Genomic DNA, 18,548 nt, shown 5'->3' with positions numbered 1-18,548 from the left:
ATGACAGAACAAATGAGACGTCTCATTGAGACTTTTACAAAAGTAGGTATTACAGGACCAGCTATCGTACAAGAAATAGCAAGATTTAGAGTATTAGATCAAATCATTTCCCAAAGTGGTGAAGTCAGTGAGTGGGGCATTACACCGAAAGAATTATTTGAGCTTGCTCAAACATCTACAGTAGATATGTTTGGCCCCTTGCCCTATGATGAAGCAGGGTTTAAGGAAATTTACGGCATTTCCTTTAGTGTAGAATTGATGGACTTCATCAGTGCTACTGGCTATTATGAAGGAGTGTCTGCCGGTCGCCAGTGGTCTGTACCGATGCAAGAAGTTATCGACTTCCATAAGAATACAGAGGGAATCATTCTCTTTGCCTATTTTGAGGAATACGCAGCTATCGCAGAAGAAATCATGCAAACACTTCCCACAGATCGTTTGCTCTTCTATACAGCTTCTGAAAGTTGCTATGATTTATTCCGCAGTTTATACCCACTAGCGCCTGTTATCAATGAATGGCCAGAAGATGTCATCTTTGACCACATTGTAGCAGCTACATCTGGCATGTTCACAGCACCAGTAACGACGATGGAAGAAATGGCGGCTCGTGTGAATAATGTAAGCGAAAAAGGCACTGTACGTTACTTCATTCCAGTGTCTGCCGTACAAGATCAATTGAATATGAATCGAGTAACCTTACAGTTCATGATTCTTCAAAATCATTTAGAAGTCGTTCGAGAATGGGCCCCATTGCAAACCTATGAATTCCGCTATGGCTTAGGACCCGTGAAAAAAGTAGATTTGTCCATTTGTGAAATCGTTGAAGATGGGTATAAGCAAACCAACTTCATTCCATTGCCTCACGAAGTTTTGGCATCTATGGAAACATTTAGTTTGGCTCACTATGGACTTTCATTATATGGTGTACAAGTAAGTATGAATCCAAAACATCCAACCATGGGTGAAGATGGATATATGCACGGGGATTATCGCATTCCAACCTACATGCAACGCATGTTTGAAGCTTTAGAAGGATATTATTTACAAGTATCTATGAAAGGCATCGATGTGTCTGTTACATTGGAACAAAAGGATGGTATTCCCTTAGGAGCATCCCCAGAGGATGAATGCGTACAAAATGCGATGGAACAATCTGTTTTACAAGATGATACAGTTGAATATCGTTGGTATTTTAACCATCCAAGTGCACCATTCTTATGGTATACGTATTTCAATAGCGAAGAAGGAAAACAAGTAGTACGCACCTTAGCGTCCATGGTAACTACCACACCTGCATTATTACAATTAATGGGTAGTTGCCGTCGTCAAGTAGTAAAAGAAGAGGCCTTGGCTACATTTACGACAAGCTTTACCACTTCATTAGAACAATATGAAACAGAAAAAGCGCAAGCTGAAACAAACTGGGCCAATGCATTAGCCACACTAGCTAGTGAGGTTGTACCAGTGCCAACAGAAACGAATACAGAAGTAGAGGAGAACTAATCATGGCAGTTGTGAACTATTCAATTTATAAAGTACTAGGTACACTTTCAGAAAATAAAGATGGCATGAAAAAGCAATTAACATGCACAAGCTGGGGACGTTACAATCCTAAATTCGATATCCGCGCTTGGGATGAAGATTACTCACAAATGACAAAAGGTGTAACCTTAACATTAGAAGAAATTTTAGAACTAAAAGAAATCTTAAACTCTGTAGATTTAGAAGAAGCTTTAGAAGAAGCAAAACAAGAACGAGCAGAGGCTAAAAAATTAGAAGCAGAAAAATCTGAATAAGTCATAGTCCCTAGTATTGCATAGAGTATAGCATTCGTGATATAATCTATAGGAAAAGTTTAGACGTTGAAAAGAGGTGTATATACATGAAAGAAGGAATTCATCCTAATTATGCGGAAGCAACTGTAACTTGCGGTTGTGGAAACACATTCAAAACTGGTTCTGTTAAAGGTGATCTTCGCGTGGACGTTTGCTCCAACTGCCATCCATTCTTCACAGGCCAACAACGTGCGGCTAAAGCTCGCGGTCGTATCGAACAATTTAACAAACGTTACGGCAAATAATTACGTAAATAACCTATACAAATTAATTGGCAGAGCTAAGGCTCTGCCTATATTTGTTTTACAGGAGACCCTATGACTCAACAGCGAGTAAAAAAATATGTAGGTGGACAAGCCGTCATTGAGGGGGTTATGATGCGTGGTCCTAAGATTATGGCCACAGCTTGTCGAAAACCAGATGGAACCATCACGGTTAAAGAAGAACCTACGAAATCTATCCAAGACAAGTATCCCGTATTAAAGTTGCCATTTTTGCGTGGAGTAGTAGCTTTGTTTGAATCCTTAGTGATTGGTATGAAAGCCTTATCCTTTTCGGCACAGGCCTCTGGAGAAGAAGAGGAAGAGGTATCCAACAAAGAAATTGCCATCACTATGGCTGTATCTGTACTCATTGCAGCAGCATTATTTATCGCCTTACCGACATGGTTGGCAAAATTTATGCCAGGTGCAGGCACAGATCATATGATATTGAATTTATATGAAGGAATTATTCGTTTAATCCTTTTTTTATTATATATTTTTGCTATTGGACTCACTCCAGATATTAAGCGTGTCTTTCAGTATCATGGGGCAGAGCATAAAACGATACACACCTATGAAAATGATATGGAATTAACCGTGGAAAATGTGCGAAATCATTCTAGATTACATGCACGGTGCGGTACTAATTTCTTATTATTCGTCATGGTAGTGAGTATTATTGTATTCGCATTTCTAGGTTGGCCTAATTTAGTGGAACGTATAGTATCTAGATTAGCCTTGATGCCAGTGGTGGCTGGAATTTCCTATGAATTGATTCGCCTAGCTGGACGGACACAGCATCCACTCATGAAAGCCATCATTGCTCCTGGTTTGGCCCTACAATATATGACTACGAGAGAGCCAGAGGATGACCAAATTGAAGTGGCTATTCGTGCCTTACAATCTGTGCGACCTAGTGAAGAAGATGCTTACGAAGAAGATTAGAAAGGAGTCACCGTGTTAGTAGATAAACTGCAAGTGATTGAAGATAAATTTTTAGACTTGGAACAGCGCATTTCTGACCCAGATGTGATTGCTCGCCAAGAAGAATGGCGTAAACTGACTCGCCAACATGCGTCATTAACGGATACAGTGAACACATTCCGTCAATATAAACAAGTCTTAGCCGGCATTGAAGAAGCGTTAGAAGTACTAGGTGATAAAAGCCTAGATGAAGACTTCCGTGCTATGGCACAAGAAGAATTGAATGAATTAAAAGTTCGTCGAGATGAATTAGAAGCAGAATTACATATTTTGCTATTACCAAAAGATCCGAACGATGATAAAAATATTATCGTCGAAATTCGTGGCGGTGCCGGTGGTGATGAAGCAGCTTTGTTCGCAGGGGATTTATTCCGCATGTTTACAAAGTACGCAGAAACACAAGGCTGGAGATGTACCATCATCGATGCGAACGAGCCTGAATTAGGGGGCTTCAAAGAGGTCGTATTCTCCATCGAAGGCGACAGTGTATATTCTAAGTTAAAATTTGAAAGTGGCGTACACCGTGTGCAACGTGTGCCAGATACAGAATCTTCTGGACGTATCCATACGTCTACTGTAACGGTAGCGGTATTACCAGAAGCAGAAGATATCGATATCGAAATCAATGAAAAAGATTTAGAAATCGATACGTACCGTGCATCTGGTGCAGGTGGACAGCACATTAATAAAACAGAGTCAGCTGTCCGTATTACACACAAACCATCTGGTATTGTGGTAGCTTGTCAGGATGAGCGTTCTCAGTTGAAAAACCGTGAAAAAGCCATGCGCGTATTGCGTGCTAAATTACAAGATAAGGCAGAGCAAGAGGCGACATCCGCTATGGCAGCAGACCGTAAAAGCCAAGTGGGTACAGGGGATCGCTCCGAGCGTATTCGTACGTACAACTATCCACAAGGTCGTGTGACAGACCATCGTATTAACTTAACTTTATACAAATTAAATGCTGTATTAAATGGGGATATGGATGAATTAATTCAAGCCCTCATTACAGCAGAACAAGCCGCTAAAATGCAAGAGGCAAATCAACATGGATAATGAGTTATGGACAATTAGTCGCATGCTCCAATGGACAGAGCAGTATTTTCGCTCCAAAGGCATAGAATCAAGCCGCTTGGATGGGGAAGTACTGCTTTCTCATAGCTTGGGCTGTGACCGCATGTATTTATATGTCAACTTTGACCGACCTTTGGACAAATCTGAATTAGATGCTTACCGACCTTTAGTGGTACAACGTGCGAAGGGATATAGTGTAGCCGCTATTACAGGGCATAAAGAATTTATGGGGTTAGACTTTCACGTGAACGAGCATGTATTGATTCCCCGTCCTGATACGGAAACATTAATTGAGGATATTCTAGCTCTCTATGATGTAGATGCATCGCCACGCGTTTTAGACTTATGTACAGGTCCTGGTACTATTTTATTAAGTCTCTTACATTATTTGCCCAATGCCACCGGTATAGGTATAGATATTTCCAATAAGGCCTTAGCAGTGGCTGAGGAGAATCGCATATCCTTAGAATTAGCCGATGTTTCAAGGTTCTGTGAAAGTGATATAAAACAACTATTAGAACAGGTGAAAGTAGGCAAAGGTACTGAATTTAGTGCGGTATTGGATGCTTGTAAGTCTCTATTTGGTGAAGAACTAACATCCTTAGAAGGTATATTTGATGTACTTGTGTCGAATCCGCCGTATATCACAACAGCAGAGATGAAAGTATTATCGCAAGAGGTATTGCACGAACCTCATATTGCACTTCATGGAGGAGATACGGGATTAGAGTTCTATGTTCCTATTATTCGTGAAGGCTGGCGTTTTGTAAAAGACGGTGGATACCTTGCTATCGAAATTGGACAGGGTCAAGAAGAGGCAGTATCTAAACTAGCTAAGGAAACAGGACAATATGGAGAGTCAGTGTACCAACGAGATATAGCTGGTATCATTCGTGAAGTACGTTGGAAGATACAACGCAAATAGTGATATAATAGTACATAGGAAAGGAGGTACGATATGGAAGCATTAGATCATATTGAGACACAGTTATTAACTGCAAATGATGTGGAGTTAGCGGGCACTTTGCTTCGTGTAGGCGATTTAGTAGCTATACCTACGGAGACGGTCTACGGATTAGGAGCTAATGGACTGGCAGCAGATGCGATGGATCGCATTTATGCTGCAAAAGGGCGACCTTCTGATAATCCTTTAATTTTACATATATGTGACCAGTCTATGGTACACCGTTTAGTGAAACATATCTCTCCTTTAGAACAAAAATTAATGGATACCTTTTGGCCAGGTCCCTTGACGATCACTTTTGAAAAGTCTGCGCTAGTGCCAGAGCGTGCGACCGGTGGACTTTCACGGGTGGCATTACGATGCCCAGACCATGAGGTGTGTCGTGAGATGATACGTATTGCAGGTGTGCCTATTGCAGCGCCTAGTGCCAATCTCTCAGGTCGACCAAGTCCGACTACGGCAGAAGCAGTCTTACACGATATGAAAGGACGTATTCATGCGATAGTGGATGCAGGTCCCTGTGAAATAGGTGTAGAATCTACAGTCGTACAGGTAGAAGGTGATACTGTCATTATCTTGCGTCCCGGTGGTGTCACAAAAGAGATGCTAGAAATGGTAACTGACCATGTGGTATATGATACGGCATTGCATGATCCTACAGAGGCGCCCAAAGCGCCAGGTATGAAATATCGCCATTATGCACCAGATATGCCTGTGCAAGTACTCGTGGGACAGTCATTAACAGTAGCGGAACATATGAAAGACATCATAGATAAGATAGTTCAGCAGGAACCTATTTTACATGAAGATTGCACAAGAAAGCCGAGAGTTGGGTTATTACTGTCAGAGGAAACCTTGGAAAATTTAAATGTAATTCTTTCCAACTTTGCACTGTCAGTAGATATCATTGTATATGGTGAACAAGCAGAGCCTATGGCATTGTCCAACCGTTTATATGATAGTTTATTACAGTTCAACGACATGGGTGTGGATACATTACTTGTGGAAGGCTGTGCTCCGGTAGGACTTGGTGTGGCCGTTATGAATCGCTTAGAGAAGGCTAGTGGTGGTCATGTACAATATATCTAAGGATGTTTGAAACGCTTGATGGGATGAGTGTATTAGTTGTGAATATTGGTGTATTGATATATATCAGATATGGTTTCTATTAATTGTTTTGTAAAAGTGTTGGCTAGACTACATTAAATAGTGTAATCAGCTTTAAAGTATAGTAGAGGTACTTATGAATTTATTATTTGTTTGCACAGGGAATACCTGTCGTAGTCCCATGGGAGAAGGAATTGCCCGTGCTGTAGGGCGTGAACTTGGAGTAGAGGTAGTGACCTTATCCACAGGGCTATTTTGTGTTCCTGGAGCTAAGGTGAGCGACGAAGCTGTGGAGGCGGTTCGTGAATTAGTAGGCGAAGATATTAGCGAACACAGCTCTCGCCCATTAAAAGTAGATTTTGTGAAAGCCGCAGATTATGTATTGGCCATGACAGAAGATCATAAAAAAATATTACTTCGCCAATTTCCTTTCGATAGTAAAAAAATTATGACCCTTGCTGAATTTGGCGGCGAAGTTGGGGATGTGGAAGACCCATTTGGACAATCTCAAGACATATATACTAAAACAGCGGAACAGATTGTAGAGTATATACGAAAAGGGATTGAATTACATAAGTAATTAAATAGTGAATGACGTTTTAAATAAAGGAGGACAAAATGAAAGTAGCAGTTGGTTGTGATCATGGTGGATTTCATTTAAAAGAAGCGATTAAAGGCTTACTAGAGAAACAATGCATTGAGTACAAAGATTTTGGTACGTACTCCACAGATTCCATGGATTATCCAGATGTGGCAAAACCATTGGCAGAAGCAGTAGCAGCTGGTGAATTTGATCGTGGTATTTTGACATGTGGTACAGGTATCGGTATCGGTATTGCAGCGAATAAAGTAAAAGGGGTTCGTGCGGCATTATGTCATGATACATTCTCTGCTCATGCTAGTCGTGAGCATAACAATGCTAATGTACTCACTATGGGTGAACGTGTTATTGGTCAAGGTTTGGCATTAGAAATCGTGGACATTTGGTTGCATACTGAATTTGAAGGCGGTCGTCATGCAAAACGTGTGGATAAAATCTCCGCTATTGAAGAATAATAGAATAGAATAATATCGAACAAAGTAACGGCTAGTCCTAAAAATAGGCTAGCCGTTTGTATGTTCGATATAATTTTAAAATAAATATATTCGGAATCTTACAAATATAGAAATATTAGTCAATTTACTATACAATAGTATATGTACTATTACTATTAGATAGGAGAAACTATGCATATTTTATTAACAAATGACGACGGCTTATGGGCCCCAGGTATACAAGGATTAGCACAGGAGTTAGCAAAGCACCATCGAGTGACAATGGTGGCGCCTAAGGTGGAGCAAAGTGCTAAATCTAGTGCGTTAACGGTACAGGTACCGATTCGAGCAAAAGAGATGAGCGAAGATGGTGACAATCCGAGAATGCTCTTTGTAGAAGGCACACCAGTGGACTGTGTGAAATTCTCATTGTCCTATTTATTGGAACAAGATCGTCCTGACTTAGTGGTATCTGGAATTAATCATGGATTTAACTTAGGATCTGATGCGGTGTATTCAGGCACTGTGGGTGCCGCATTAGAAGGATTGATGTACGGCATTCCATCTTTGGCTTTATCTCTTGAGAAATATACCGTCAAACGTATGGAGGAAATATTGCCTTTTATTACTGACTTTATCAGAGTTATATACGAAAAAGGAAAATATGAAGGGTTGTTAAATGTCAATTTCCTAAAAGAAGGCCCTGTTGACTGGGAGCAAGTGAAAGTATTCCATCAAGGCTTTCAAGAGTATACGAATGTCATTGATGTACGACAAGATAGTAAGGGCAGAGAGTACTATTGGATTGTAGGGGACCAAGGATTCCAAAAGGAAGATAAACCAACCGATGTAGGACATATCAAAGAAGGATATATTTCTGTCGTTCCTTTGACATGGAAACAAGAAGATACAGAGCAAATTTCTGTGGTGGAGCAGTTAATTGCAAATAAATAGCGTGCAGTCATTAAAGCTTTACAACCCCGTGGAGGCAGTATTAACTTTTGGATATATTTATTATAGTACAGTTATAAATCTTTGATGTATCTAATAATATTCAAACGATCTATCTATCATGATATATGATACGATAGGTCGTTTCTTTTTATTGTAAACTCCTAGAAAATACGTTGGAGTTGACAATAAAAAGTAATAGTGTTTTAATACTACTTGAAAGACATTTTTTATCATCTTATGTTGTGGCTCAAGGGAGGGTCCTATCATGAAAGAAGAATCAAATGTAACAGGTATGATGAGTGCAAGGCAAATCACGATGACCGCATTATTTGTGGCGTTGGTAGCGGTAGGGGCATTTATTAAGATTCCTATTCCTAATTTGCCATTTACCTTGCAATTGCTCTTTACCACATTAGCTGGTTTAATCTTGGGAAGTCGATTAGGTGGTATGAGCGTAGCGATGTATATTATTCTTGGTCTCGTAGGTGTACCAGTGTTCACTGAAGGTGGCGGATTTATGTACATCTTCAAACCTACCTTTGGCTATCTAGTAGGCTTTGCTATTGGTGCCTTTGTGGCAGGTCGTATGATAGAAAAAGCAACAGTTGTGACTTTCAAAACATTGTTAACTGCTTCTTTTGTGAATTTAGCTATAGTATATGCTTTAGGCATGGTCTACTTATATGAAATTATGGATCTATACTTAGCAAAACCAATCGGACTAGATGTATTATTTATCTACTGTTTTGCATTACCAGTGATACCAGATATTTTCCTCTGTATATTGGCGGCAGTGATTGCAAAACGATTACTTCCGATTTTAAAACGAGAGTATACATAACAGATGTGACATAAGGTGCATATACACGTTGGTATGCACCTTGTATTGATATTTGTGAAAGTCACCGCAGGTGATGAACAACGTAGGAAAGGACAAAATGATGACAACAACTGAATGCCCAAAAGGTTTATATATATTAGGTACAGGAACAGATGTAGGTAAAACATATATCACTGCTTTATGGCTCAAAAAACTTCGTGAAGCAGGCCATGATGTAGCCTATTACAAAGCAGCTGTCAGCGGCGCTCCTAGCATTTCTGAAAGCGATGCGGGGTATGTAAAACAAGTGGCAGGACTTTCACAGGAGGATGAAAGTTTACTATCTTATGTATTTGATGAGGCTGTCTCTCCCCATTTAGCGGCTCGTCATGAAGGAAAAATTATCGATAGAACCGTAGTGAACCAAAATTTCTGTAACGTCGCTAGGTCACATGCTTATACAACTGTAGAAGGTAGTGGGGGAATTATTTGTCCTCTATATGTAACAGATACAGAGCTATATATGCTAGAAGATGTAGTAAAAGATTTAGGCCTGCCAACCATTGTGGTAGCTACAGCAGCACTTGGTACGATTAACAGCACAGTGTTGACAATCCATTATTTGCAATCCAAAGGTATTACTGTAAAAGGTATCATTGTGAATCAATACACAGGAAACCCAATGGAAGAAGATAATTGTGTGATGATGGAACGATTGACGGGAATTCCTGTCTTAGATCGAATAAGACCAGGTGAAACATCCTTGCATATGGATGTGGACACTATGTTAAATTGTTACGAGGATGTTGTGAATCCCCATGCATAATTAGATAATTATAAGAGAGGTATAGGTATACACATGAAAGATTGGGCAAAAAAGGATTTAGAGTTAATTTGGCATCCATGTTCTCAAATGAAAGATTATGAAACATTGCCACCCATTGTGATCGACCATGCAAAAGGTTGCTATTTATATGATGTAGATGGAAAAGAATACATAGATATCATCAGTTCTTGGTGGTGTAATTTATTGGGCCATTGTCATCCAAATGTAAATGAAGCTATTAAACACCAACTAGATACATTGGAGCATGTTATCTTTGCTAACTTTAGTCATCGCCCTGCCATCACATTAGCAGAACGATTGAAAGAAGTGGTGCCAGAAGGATTAACACGCTTTCATTTCAGTGATAATGGGTCTGGCGCTGTAGAATGTGCTTTAAAAATGGCGTTCCAATACCACTATCAAACAGGTTACCCAGAGCGTCAAAAATTTTTATGCCTCAGTGAGAGCTACCATGGTGAAACCATTGGTGCTTTATCGGTAGGTAGTATGGATTTGTTTGCTGAAATTTATAAGCCAATGTTGATGGATCAAACTGTTCACACACAAGGACCAGACTGTTATCGTTGTACTTATGGTAAAACTCGTGAAACCTGTACCTGTGAATGTTTTGAGCATATGGAAAAAGATTTTGCAGAACATGGTTCCACATTGGCAGCGGTGATTGTAGAACCTTTGATTCAAGGCTGTGCAGGGATGAAAATGTATCCTCCAGAATACCTACGCAAACTACGTGAGCTCTGCGACCGTTATGGAGTGTTATTGATTGCTGATGAAATTGCTACAGGATTTGGACGTACAGGTAAATTATTCGCCTTTGACCATGCAGGAGTATCTCCAGATATTATGACCATCTCCAAAGCATTGACTGGTGGCTATATGCCGATGTCCATTACAGTAGTGACTGAAAAAATTTATCAGGCGTTCTACGATGATTACCACACAATGAAAGCATTCATGCATAGTCATACCTATAGTGGTAACCCATTGGGTTGTGCTGCTGCATTAGCAGTACTCGACACATTGCGAGATGAACATATTTTAGAACAAGCTGAGGAAATGGGTAATTATTTACATGGCGCCTTAGTGAAATCCTTGGGTAATCACCCGAATGTAGGAGAAATCCGTCGCATGGGATTAATTAACGCTATCGAACTTGTTACTAATAAAGAAACAAAAGAAGGGTTTGATGGCTCCTTGCGCATTGGCTATCAAATCTACAAAAAAGCGTTGGATAGAGGATTACTACTCAGACCATTGGGCAATGTTATTTACTTCAATCCACCTTTAACGATAGATAAAGAAACCATCGATATTGCTATCGAACGAACAGTACAAGCCATGGCGGATGTATTGGGATAAGTGTAAATCATTAAATATAACTCGTTAAACTATCATCTTTGTGCTACAATTTGGGTAATATCTAATTCCCTAAAATATTTTTTAGATTATATAGATGGAAAAGAACCTGAATATAGTCTGATGTACGAGAGTGATTGTGAAGTTCATACGATATGAATTAGAATAATAAAAAGGCTGTAAGCAAACGATATGAATGCTTACAGCCTTTTCTATATTTTGATTATGTTGTTAAAATCATTGGTTACCATTAGATTACAAAGGAATATTCTAACTTGTACATAAGATAAACTAGTGATTTTCTGTATACCCCTTAGGTACTTTCGGTTCTACCACAATGTCGTTGTGGGTATTAAATATGACATATCCCAAAGGAGATCCAGGTGGCTTTTTAATGTGCTTCACTAAGGTGTAGTCCACGGTTACTTTAGATGTATCTTTTCCTTTGCTAAAGTACGCAGCGATTTGCGCAGCGGCTTCAATCATTTTAATATCTGGTTCTATATTTGAACGTAAGATAACATGAGATCCTTGAATATGCTGTGTATGTAACCATAGGTCATTAGGTTTAGCCCAACGGTTGGTAAGGTACTCATTTTGCTGGTTGTTTTGCCCTACATATACGTCACCATTAGGAATGGTAAAATGCAAGAAATTGTCTTTTTTAATCTTGAAAGGAATCGGCTTTTTAGATTGACGCAAGATGCCTGCACTTTCACATTCACTGCGAATTTCTTGAACAGACTGTTTGGTCGTGGCCAAAGATAAACTGTATTGAATGGATTCCAAATAAGAAAGGCGCATGGTGCTTTGCTCTAGTTGGTATTGACCATTTTTTGTACGATTTTTCATCTTACGATATAGTTTATAATAGGCCTGCGCATTTTCTGTAATGGATAATGGGGGATCCAATGGGATTGTAATATCTTCAGCCGAGTCAGATAATACATTTTGTACTGTCACTTCCGATTCATAGTGGTGGGGCAAGTAGCTATAAATCATGAGCAAATCCCCATAGGATTTATACATATCCGCTTTGGATGTGTCGTCTAGTTCAGCTTTTATTTTTTCGTGACGACCTTCCTCTTTTTTGATAGCGGCGGAGATAATTTTTTCTAACTCTTTTCCTGCTGTATGAATAGCTCCTAGCTTTGCCACATCCTGTGAAAGGGCCTCAGAAATTGTTGCATACTGGGTAGTATCAACAATGGTGTGGGGAGAACTTTCACAGAGTGGAATAGGCGTTAACAAACGTTTACCAGTAGCCGTGGTGTATTGCAATAATCCTTGTGCCCTAAGAAGTTGGGATTGCAAATTAGTAAGTCCTTCGGTGATGCTATTGATGAGCTCCGCTGTCATCGGTGTCGTAGGAGTTAGCCCCATACGATAACATAGATCATCTAATAGGACAGGACCAAAGCCATTGAAGATATGACGAATGGTATTGCCCACTGTGTCTTGTGAAAAAGATTGGAGTAATTGTGTTATCTCCGGACCGGAGAACTGCATAAGATCCACACGAGATGTATTAGGAGGTAGCTCGTAAGGTAATTTAGGAGCTACTGACCGAACACGATTCATAAGTGGTGTGACATGAACAAGGGATTCTAAAATGGTGCCATCTTGCACAAATATACAGTTGGAATATTTGCCCATTAGTTCTACATAGATTTCATTTACAAGGATGGAACCATCTAAGCCTAATTTGTCGGCGGTGATGCGGATGATACGGTCTCCGTGTAGTTGCTCAATATTTGTGATACGAGCTCCTTCAATGTATTTCCGTAAATACATTATAAGAGATGTGGGCTCCTTGGGAGCATCTACAATCTTGTCTGTTATATAGATGGATGGAGCACTGCCTACAGTAATCACTAAGTATGGACTTGTGGTAGGTGTATTGATTTTTAAAAGTATACTTGTTTTATCAATCTGCTGAATACGTTGAATTTGACCATTACCAACTTGGTCGTTCAGTTCTCGTATTAATACAGACAAGGTTAAACCATCTAAATTCATGGGAATCCTTTCATTATAGGTGTATTGTTATATCTGAAAGTGTAACGTATCAGTGAAATCATACTTCGATATTATACAAAAGACATAGCTATTTATTTATAAGATTACAAAAATGATTGGCATTACATGGTACCTTACTAAGGATACCATATTCTTATACTATCTATTAGTAAGAGAAAAATTTAAAAACTATCACTATACTAGTATACACTAATCTAGTACTAGGAGATATAGGTAGGTTTTGAATTAAAGGTATGACACCCAAAATATAGATGAATAGAGACATCGTTAAACTTGATGTTTCACTGAGAGCGATATATAAGAGAAGAATAATGCATATCTGAATTAGCAGTAAAATAAAATTTCTAACTATATTAACATTATGGTAGATATAGATTAGAGCAAATAAAACGTTTTATTTTTACTCCTACCGTGCTATACTGAAAGGTAAGAAATAGAACGGAAACGCGAGGTAAATCCATGAACAGTATGACAGGCTTTGGTCGCGGCATAGTGACTACAGAAACAGGAAGTTTCCAAGTAGAGATTAAAACGGTAAACACAAGATATTGTGACATTACTATTAAAAGCCCTAAACAATTTAATATCTTTGAGGATAAAGTACGACGGTTAATCCAATCTGCCTTTCAACGTGGTAAGGTAGAGGTGGCTATTCTCTATAAAGAATCTGGTGAGCAAGAAAAAGACTTGCGGATGAATCGTGCTTTATGTGGACAGATTAAACAGTTTTTAGTAGATGAAGGATTCTATACAGATGTGAAAGAGGTCCCTTTATCGGCAATTATGTCCATTTCTTCAGATTGGATTACTGTAGAGGAACCACCTACTGACGAAGATGCCATAGGACGTGCCTTAGAAGAGGCTACAAAATTGGCCATAGACGGTGTTCTTGATATGCGTGCTAAAGAAGGCATTGCGATGAAAGAGGATATTACAAAACGACTTCAAGGAATTGAAACATTATTTGCTTACATGGAAAGTCGAAGAGACGTAGCCTTAGCGCACCATGAAGAGCGATTATTGCAAAGAATCCAAACTATGCTAGATAAAGTGGGCGTAGATTTTCAAGAAGAACGGTTTATGCAAGAAGTGGCTATACTTTCAGATAAGGTAGATATTTCAGAAGAGATTGCCCGATTTGCCTCACATGTGGTACAATTAAAAGAAATCCTTGAGGAAGAAGGGCCTATTGGACGCAAGTTAGATTTCTTGTTACAAGAAATGAACCGTGAGGTTAATACCATGGGATCTAAGGGGAATGAAATTACAATTGTAGATACAGTTGTACAATTGAAAGTAGAGTTAGAAAAGGTAAGAGAGCAAATTCAGAATATAGAATAATGTGTAAGTAGTACTGGAGTTATCATGTCTGATAAAGGAATATTAATCGTCATTTCAGGACCATCTGGGGCAGGAAAAGGCACGATTTGTGCAGAACTCCGCAAACAAATGCCAAACCTGGTCTATTCTGTATCGATGACCACACGTCAACCGCGGGTGGGAGAAGAAGAAGGCATTAGCTATTTCTTCCGAGATGTAGATACATTTGAAAAACTAATCAAAGAAGATGCATTCTTAGAATATGCAAAAGTGTATGATAATTACTATGGTACACCGAAAGAGCACGTTATGAACTTATTAGAAGAAGGCAAGAGCGTGATTTTGGAGATTGATATTCAAGGTGCTATGAAGGTAAAAGAATCTTACAGCGATGCTGTCTTTATTTATGTTGTGCCGCCATCCTTAGATGTGTTAACATCTCGTCTGCATGGTCGTGGTACGGATGATAAAGAAGTGATTCATAAACGTTTATCTTTAGCTTGTTCTGAATTAGCATTAGCACATCGTTATGACTACATTGTGGTGAATGACGATTTGGAAGATGCCATTGAACGAACAGCTTCCATCTTACGGGCTGAAACATGCAAGATTAGCCGCAACAAAGAAAAGATTCAATATATTTATAAACGTTATAGCAATGAGCAAGGACAGCAATAATATAGTAAGTAGACAAAGGAGACTTTCATTATGATGGTAGAACCGCATTTAAAAGATTTGGAAAAACAAGTGGATAGTAAATACACGTTGGTAACATTAGCAGCTAAGCGTGCTCGTGAATTGACAGATGGAGATCCATCCCTTGTAGGTGAAGTAGGAACAGAAAATCCTGTATCTATTGCTTTATATGAAATCGCTGCAGAACAAGTAGGGTTTGAACGCACAAAAGATGGCGTAAAATAATTTGATATAACGATACTAGATACCTAATTAATAGAGGAATTAAAACTCTATTCATTAGGTATTTTTTTAACGTATACCACATTCCTAAAAACTATAACAAAACGCACTCTAAAGGTAGAAAATATAAGGGAAGTAGGGTATAATTAAACTGTTCATGTAAATAATTATTGGAGGTTTATATGGCTAAAGATTGTTCATTTGACGTTGTATCCGAAGTGGATATGCAAGAAGTAGATAATGCAGTAAATCAAGCGAAAAAAGAAATCGGCACACGCTATGATTTCCGTAATAGTAAAGCAGATATAGAACATGATGGTGATACCATTAAAATTCATTGTGATGATGAATACAAATTAGGTGCTATCATCGATGTGCTAAAAGGTAAAATGGTAAAACGTAATGTTGCTATTAAAAACTTAGAATATGGTAAAATTGAACCAGCATCCGGCGGTACTGTACGTCAAGTTGTGACCATTAAGAATGGTATCTCTAAAGAGGTGGCTAAAGATGTTGTCAAATTAATTAAAAATATGAAATTAAAAGTGACGGCTCAAATTATGGAAGACCAAGTACGTGTAGCAGGTAAAGATAAAGATCAATTACAAGCAGTGATTACGATGCTTCGTGAGCAAGACTTGCCTGTGGAATTACAATTTGTGAATTTCCGTTCTTAATCAAATAGAGGAGCATCACCCAATAGATGCTCCTATTTTATCATGTGAGGGACTATGAACGTAGAAGATATGCGTGGTGGATACACCACTGGTTCCTGTGCAACAGCAGGGGTAAAAGCTGGACTCCTTGCTCTCATTGAAGAAGAAATTGTAGATCAAGTTTCTATACGAAATCCTCAAGATGCATTCATTGATGTGCCTATTTCTGAGGTTGAGATTCTCTCTCCTGCAGAAGCAATGGTGACAGTTGTAAAAGATGGTGGTGATGATCCAGATGTGACTCATGGTACAGATATTGTGACCACGGTAACATTAAATCAATCAGGAACCATTACGTATGAAGCTGGATTTGGAGTGGGTATAGTGACCAAGCCGGGTCTAGCCTTACCTGTAGGAGAACCTGCTATCAATCCCGGGCCTAGAACGATGATTTCCTATGTGTTCGAAGAGCTCGTACCAAAGGGCATGGGCATTCATGTGAAAGTATCCGTACCAGCTGGGGAGACCTTAGCTAGAAAGACCTTGAATGGCACTCTTGGTATTGAAGGTGGTATTTCCATCATTGGTACAACAGGTATTGTAAAACCAATGAGTGAAGAAGGGTTCAAAAACTCCCTAGTGCCGCAATTGCGTGTCATGAAAGAAGCAGGCTATACAACGGCCATCCTGGTGCCGGGGCGTATTGGTCAAGAAATCGCAAAAGAACAACTAGGGATTTCTATCAATCAAATGGCAGAAACAAGCAATTTTATCGGCTTCATGCTAGAACAATGTGTCAAAATTGGATTTAAAAATATCCTCATCATTGGTCACATTGGTAAAATTATCAAATTGGCTAGCGGCAGCTTTCATACCCATAATCGCATGAGTGATGGACGTATGGAAACGATTGTAGCTTATGCAGCCTTAGAAGGGGCATCTCGAGAAGTTTGTGAAGAATTGATGGACTGTCGCACAACAGAGGCTGCCATGCCAATTATTGAACGGGAACACTTAGAGGGCATTTATCAGCGTGTAGCGGATAGAGCGTCCTTGCGTTCTATGCGCTATATTGCGCAAGATGCAAAGGTTGGTATTATCATATCTACCCTAGATGGCACTATATTGGCCGTCGATGAGGTAGCGAAGGAAATAGGAGAAGAAGAATCATGGCACATACCTTGTATGTCGTAGGTATTGGCCCTGGGAATCCAGAGTATGTAGTACCTAGAGGATTACATCTAATCAAGCAGGCTAAAGTTCTGGTAGGAAGTGAGCGAGCATTAGAAGATTTTGCTCAGCCAGGTCAGGAAACCTTTCCTATTGCGAAATTAGCGCCTATGGCAGAGTGGATGGGAGAACAACTACAATACAATGACATTGTAGTCTTAGTCAGCGGTGATACAGGATATTATTCCTTATTGCCGTATTTAAAAACTAAGTTTCCTAACCATCCTATCGATGTAACACCAGGAATTAGCTCTATGACATTTGCCTTTGCTAGACTTGGAGAAGTATGGCACAATGCAGATTTAATGAGCTTTCACGGTCGTCGACCAGAGGAAACAGATTTGTATTATGCAGAAGGACGTAAGTTAGGTTTCTTAACGGATCCTGAACAAAATCCTGCCTATATTGCAAGATATTTAATCGAGGAGCATGGTTGGCCGAAGGATACAAAAGCGGCAGCCTGTGAACGATTGAGTTATGAAGATGAGCGTATTGAACGCGGTACATTAGAAGAATTACAAAAATTGGAGGGCTTTGGGCACTCCGTGATGGTGGTATTAGGATGAGACATTTTTTTGGAATTGAAGACGAGGAATTTATTCGTGGCGATGTGCCAATGACGAAAAAAGAAATTCGTATGGTAGTCATGAATGCAACTCGTGTAGAAGAAGATAGCGTGGTTCTTGATGTGGGAGCTGGTACTGGCTCCATTTCGATTGAAGCTGCTTTAGCTGCTCCGAAAGGACATGTATATGCTATCGAACGCTTTGAAAAAGCGACAGATTTAATTCGCCAAAATCAAGAAAAATTTGGTGTAAAAAACTTAACAATTATTGAAGCTAAAGCGCCAGAAGGTATGGAAGATTTACCAGAATTAGACGCTGTTATCATCGGTGGTAGCGCTGGTGGTATGGGGACGATTATGGACGAAGCCACACGGTTGTTAAAAGTGGGCGGTCGTCTTGTAGTAACCGCTGTGACTATGGAAACAGGATATACCATTTTAAAAGAACTAAAAGGTAGACCGTATACTTATGAAGGGTTTCAAATGCAAGTGAGCCGTTTCAGAAAGGCTGGTCCGTACCATTTGTTAAATCCATTGAGCCCTATTTTTATCGTAACTGCAGTGAAACAGGAGGCATAAT

At 39.4% G+C, this 18,548-nt stretch carries 21 protein-coding genes; 20 read left to right on the top strand and 1 reads right to left on the bottom strand.

All coding sequences use genetic code 11. The features are described 5' to 3' along the window. From EO111_RS04240 to bioA, 13 genes are all read left to right on the top strand, one after another. Window positions 1-1,503 carry a hypothetical protein gene (locus EO111_RS04240; RefSeq protein ID WP_127010824.1) on the top strand — a complete coding sequence of 501 codons (1,503 nt, stop codon included), beginning with the start codon at window positions 1-3 and terminating at the stop codon, window positions 1,501-1,503. A 2-nt stretch (window positions 1,504-1,505) separates the two neighbouring features. Beyond that, entirely contained in the window at window positions 1,506-1,796 is a 291-nt protein-coding gene (locus EO111_RS04235; protein WP_009354108.1) for a YdbC family protein, read from the top strand. An 86-nt stretch (window positions 1,797-1,882) separates the two neighbouring features. Then, complete coding sequence (rpmE, locus tag EO111_RS04230) at window positions 1,883-2,080, top strand: 50S ribosomal protein L31 (RefSeq protein WP_009354094.1); 198 nt, start codon at window positions 1,883-1,885, stop codon at window positions 2,078-2,080. A 72-nt stretch (window positions 2,081-2,152) separates the two neighbouring features. Then, window positions 2,153-3,043: a DUF1385 domain-containing protein gene (locus EO111_RS04225; protein ID WP_127010823.1), complete on the top strand. Its 891-nt coding sequence runs from the start codon at window positions 2,153-2,155 to the stop codon at window positions 3,041-3,043. A 12-nt stretch (window positions 3,044-3,055) separates the two neighbouring features. Next, entirely contained in the window at window positions 3,056-4,138 is a 1,083-nt protein-coding gene (prfA, locus tag EO111_RS04220) for a peptide chain release factor 1 (RefSeq protein ID WP_062402531.1), read from the top strand. Further along, window positions 4,131-5,081 carry a peptide chain release factor N(5)-glutamine methyltransferase gene (gene prmC / locus EO111_RS04215; RefSeq protein ID WP_127010822.1) on the top strand — a complete coding sequence of 317 codons (951 nt, stop codon included), beginning with the start codon at window positions 4,131-4,133 and terminating at the stop codon, window positions 5,079-5,081. Before prfA ends, prmC begins: the two co-directional genes overlap by 8 nt. A gap of 33 nt (window positions 5,082-5,114) precedes the next feature. Further along, window positions 5,115-6,209, top strand: coding sequence for an L-threonylcarbamoyladenylate synthase (locus tag EO111_RS04210; protein WP_127010821.1), 1,095 nt, complete (start codon window positions 5,115-5,117; stop codon window positions 6,207-6,209). Between the two features lie 154 nt (window positions 6,210-6,363). Next, window positions 6,364-6,807 (top strand): low molecular weight protein arginine phosphatase, encoded by a 444-nt coding sequence (locus EO111_RS04205; RefSeq protein WP_127010820.1) that lies wholly within the window; start codon window positions 6,364-6,366, stop codon window positions 6,805-6,807. Window positions 6,808-6,845: 38 nt separating this feature from the next. Further along, on the top strand, window positions 6,846-7,283 hold the full coding sequence (gene rpiB, locus EO111_RS04200) for a ribose 5-phosphate isomerase B (protein WP_127010819.1): 438 nt from the start codon (window positions 6,846-6,848) through the stop codon (window positions 7,281-7,283). Between the two features lie 171 nt (window positions 7,284-7,454). Continuing rightward, window positions 7,455-8,216 (top strand): 5'/3'-nucleotidase SurE, encoded by a 762-nt coding sequence (gene surE / locus EO111_RS04195; protein ID WP_127010818.1) that lies wholly within the window; start codon window positions 7,455-7,457, stop codon window positions 8,214-8,216. Window positions 8,217-8,481: 265 nt separating this feature from the next. Beyond that, entirely contained in the window at window positions 8,482-9,057 is a 576-nt protein-coding gene (locus EO111_RS04190; protein ID WP_127010817.1) for a biotin transporter BioY, read from the top strand. A gap of 100 nt (window positions 9,058-9,157) precedes the next feature. Beyond that, entirely contained in the window at window positions 9,158-9,862 is a 705-nt protein-coding gene (bioD, locus tag EO111_RS04185; protein ID WP_127010816.1) for a dethiobiotin synthase, read from the top strand. Window positions 9,863-9,895: 33 nt separating this feature from the next. Continuing rightward, window positions 9,896-11,242: an adenosylmethionine--8-amino-7-oxononanoate transaminase gene (gene bioA / locus EO111_RS04180; RefSeq protein WP_127010815.1), complete on the top strand. Its 1,347-nt coding sequence runs from the start codon at window positions 9,896-9,898 to the stop codon at window positions 11,240-11,242. A 288-nt stretch (window positions 11,243-11,530) separates the two neighbouring features. On the opposite strand, the gene EO111_RS04175 is transcribed toward bioA, so the two are convergent. Further along, the gene (locus EO111_RS04175) at window positions 11,531-13,258 is read right to left on the bottom strand and encodes an NFACT family protein (protein WP_127010814.1); all 1,728 of its coding nucleotides are present in this window, start codon (window positions 13,256-13,258) and stop codon (window positions 11,531-11,533) included. 480 nt (window positions 13,259-13,738) lie between these two features. Between EO111_RS04175 and EO111_RS04170 the strand changes: the two genes are divergently transcribed. The 7 genes from EO111_RS04170 to cbiT all read left to right on the top strand — a co-directional run bounded on the left by EO111_RS04170 (window position 13,739) and on the right by cbiT (window position 18,547). Further along, window positions 13,739-14,620: a YicC/YloC family endoribonuclease gene (locus tag EO111_RS04170; protein ID WP_126940366.1), complete on the top strand. Its 882-nt coding sequence runs from the start codon at window positions 13,739-13,741 to the stop codon at window positions 14,618-14,620. A 24-nt stretch (window positions 14,621-14,644) separates the two neighbouring features. After that, window positions 14,645-15,277, top strand: a complete 633-nt coding sequence (gene gmk, locus EO111_RS04165; protein WP_009354106.1) for a guanylate kinase — start codon at window positions 14,645-14,647, stop codon at window positions 15,275-15,277. Between the two features lie 30 nt (window positions 15,278-15,307). Further along, a complete protein-coding gene (gene rpoZ, locus EO111_RS04160; protein WP_009354099.1) occupies window positions 15,308-15,520 on the top strand; it encodes a DNA-directed RNA polymerase subunit omega in 213 nt (70 codons plus the stop codon). 179 nt (window positions 15,521-15,699) lie between these two features. Continuing rightward, a complete protein-coding gene (locus tag EO111_RS04155; RefSeq protein ID WP_062402554.1) occupies window positions 15,700-16,194 on the top strand; it encodes a YajQ family cyclic di-GMP-binding protein in 495 nt (164 codons plus the stop codon). A gap of 54 nt (window positions 16,195-16,248) precedes the next feature. Continuing rightward, complete coding sequence (cbiD, locus tag EO111_RS04150; protein WP_127010813.1) at window positions 16,249-17,367, top strand: cobalt-precorrin-5B (C(1))-methyltransferase CbiD; 1,119 nt, start codon at window positions 16,249-16,251, stop codon at window positions 17,365-17,367. Then, window positions 17,343-17,969: a precorrin-6y C5,15-methyltransferase (decarboxylating) subunit CbiE gene (cbiE, locus tag EO111_RS04145; protein ID WP_127010812.1), complete on the top strand. Its 627-nt coding sequence runs from the start codon at window positions 17,343-17,345 to the stop codon at window positions 17,967-17,969. The genes cbiD and cbiE overlap by 25 nt, the downstream gene beginning before the upstream one ends. After that, window positions 17,966-18,547, top strand: coding sequence for a precorrin-6Y C5,15-methyltransferase (decarboxylating) subunit CbiT (gene cbiT, locus EO111_RS04140; protein WP_127010811.1), 582 nt, complete (start codon window positions 17,966-17,968; stop codon window positions 18,545-18,547). The genes cbiE and cbiT overlap by 4 nt, the downstream gene beginning before the upstream one ends. The last annotated feature ends 1 nt before the right edge of the window (window position 18,548 follow it).

Origin of the sequence: Veillonella sp. CHU594, assembly GCF_003992265.1 — a bacterium.
In the GTDB taxonomy this organism is placed as follows: Bacteria; Bacillota; Negativicutes; order Veillonellales; family Veillonellaceae; genus F0422.
The sequence above is the reverse complement of the archived record's forward strand: the minus strand, read 5'-3'. Positions and strand labels throughout refer to the sequence as shown.